This window comes from Acinetobacter sp. YH12086 (assembly GCF_013419345.1).
In the GTDB taxonomy this organism is placed as follows: Bacteria; Pseudomonadota; Gammaproteobacteria; order Pseudomonadales; family Moraxellaceae; genus Acinetobacter; species Acinetobacter amyesii.
This window is the reverse complement of the sequence record NZ_VPAF01000044.1, coordinates 1-2,180: the sequence shown is the minus strand read 5'-3', so window position 1 is coordinate 2,180 and position 2,180 is coordinate 1. Positions and strand designations below refer to the sequence as shown.

Below are 2,180 nucleotides of genomic sequence, written 5' to 3'. Positions count from 1 at the left end.
GTAAATTTTCAGCGTTGCTGGCTCCCCGTCAGCCGGATTGGGTTGCATCGCAGGGGTGTCGAAAGAGTCAACTGCGGTCCAAAGCTGTTGGACTTGGGTGAAAAGGGCGTTTATTCTTCCTATACGTGAACCGCATCCTACGGAATGAGTAACCCTTGCCCTATTGTGAGTAGAACGTCGTATAATTCAAACGAAAGCAGTTAATAGGTATGAAATATCACAGCACAAAAGAGCGACAGGACATGTTTAGATGATGTTATTATAAAATAATAACATCATGGATGAATAAAAAATAATTTTCTATCTTTACAACTATGTTATACTTCTATGATAAGGCTATGATGGCAAAGCCTTGGTTTTCCTAATCAAATAGTCGCCGAGATGGCTTCAATGCGACAGTAGGTCTACTGTCTCACAATTAATTCATGTATCAGATTTTTGTTCCCTGATGGGAAGTGTTATCCATACGAAAAGAATATGGGTAAAGTGTTACACCTGTATATGACATTCAGAATGTCCTGTCGGGGGAACTGGTACCAATTTAATAAAAGAAAACAGTATAGAAATGACAATCGAAGATATGCAAACATTAGCCCTAGAGCATGGGCTGAGAATTTCGGAAGAGATGAGCGTCAATGAGATGGGCATCGACTTTAGAGTTGCCTTTGTAAAGGAAGTAAACGGTGAGAACTGGGTACTCCGTATACCTCGAAGAAGCGATATGCTTGAACAAATCGAAAATGAAAGTAGAATATTGGATTTAGCCAAAAGAAACCTGTCGATCAATGTCCCTGATTGGAAAATTGTATCGGAGCGCCTAATAGCCTACCCTTTACTGGAGGATGCGCCTGCTCTGACATTCGATGCGATAACACATGAGGTTTCTTGGAACATAGATCGCGATAGCATAGCTTATGTGGAGTCTCTGGCAAAATCATTGGCCGAATTACATCGTATTACAGCTGACGATGTGAGAAAGAGCAACTTGAAAATAATGACTCCAAGTGAATTGAGGACCGAAATAGCTGACCGTATCCACTTGGTGAAATCTGAGATAGGTATCAGCGAGCCGTTGGAAAACAGATACCGTAGATGGTTGGACAATGACCCTTTGTGGCCTGAATTCACTTGTTTCATCCATGGCGATCTCTATGCAGGGCATGTCTTAACCTCGAAGGAAGGTAAGACCTCTGGTATCATAGATTGGTCTACTGCGCATATGGGTGATCCTGCACTGGACTTTTCTGGTCACGTATCGGTTTTTGGAGAGGATAGCCTGAAGAGTTTGATAACGGAGTATGCTAAACAAGGCGGAACGATATGGGATAGGCTCTACGAACAATCTATAGAGAGGGCTGCTGCAGCTCCATTAGCATATGGCGCTTTTGCGGTAGAGTGCAACGACGATAATCATATCAATGCCGCCAGAGCAGCCTTAGGTATTGTTCAATAAAATGATGTGAGGATACTTTTTTAAATGCTAAAATAGGAGTTCGATTGGTGCCACTTAAGAGTATCATTGATTTCTATTTTAGCCAGTATCCTCCACTTTTAGGAGCTCCTCGAAACTCGATTTTATGATCATCTCTTAAGATTTTGAGCCACCGCTCTACTATCTTGACAGGAACTAATAGCTCGTTTACTAAAAATGGTGCACGCTTTCCTGGATTAGTTCTTATCTGATTAAATAGTAGATTTACTCCCTCACTTACTCCCTCATTAGATTCGAAAAGTAGCTTTGATGAGACAATAACTCGAAAACCGTGCTGGAAATTTTCAAAGACAGGGGGACGCAGACCATAGGATGCGAAGCCTTCTTGGATTCGTTTGATGCCTGACCCATATTTTTCAATAAAATGCGCTTCTTTGAACGTGGCAGATATCCTTTTATTGCGCGCCCATGGCGAGTAATCTTCACGAAGAAGCTGATCAATCGTTAAGTTATCAGCTAAACCACCTGGATTGAAAAACTCTATGGAATTGTAATACACCCTGATTATGGAATCGGCAAATTAATTTGGACTTGGGTGAAAAGGGCGTTTATTCTTCCTATTACGTTGTCGGCAGCGGGCCAAAAAGGAATACGTCCATGCCCATCGAGGTGAAACCGGCTGTGAGCGCGGGTTCAAGCATATAGCCCGACAGGCGCGTATCCTTGCCGATCACGACACGATGGCGGT

At 42.5% G+C, this 2,180-nt stretch carries 2 protein-coding genes and 1 pseudogene; 1 reads left to right on the top strand and 2 read right to left on the bottom strand.

From position 1 onward, the window contains the following. The first annotated feature begins 565 nt into the window (after nt 1-565). On the top strand, nt 566-1,453 hold the full coding sequence (mph, locus tag FTU29_RS17145) for an Mph(E)/Mph(G) family macrolide 2'-phosphotransferase (protein WP_071830579.1): 888 nt from the start codon (nt 566-568) through the stop codon (nt 1,451-1,453). 73 nt (nt 1,454-1,526) lie between these two features. Here the strand turns inward: mph and FTU29_RS17140 are convergent, their stop codons facing one another. Beyond that, nucleotides 1,527-1,991, bottom strand: coding sequence for an ATP-binding protein (locus FTU29_RS17140; RefSeq protein ID WP_071830580.1), 465 nt, complete (start codon nt 1,989-1,991; stop codon nt 1,527-1,529). 67 nt (nt 1,992-2,058) lie between these two features. After that, nucleotides 2,059-2,180: pseudogene (locus FTU29_RS17135) on the bottom strand (hypothetical protein); the annotation flags it as partial.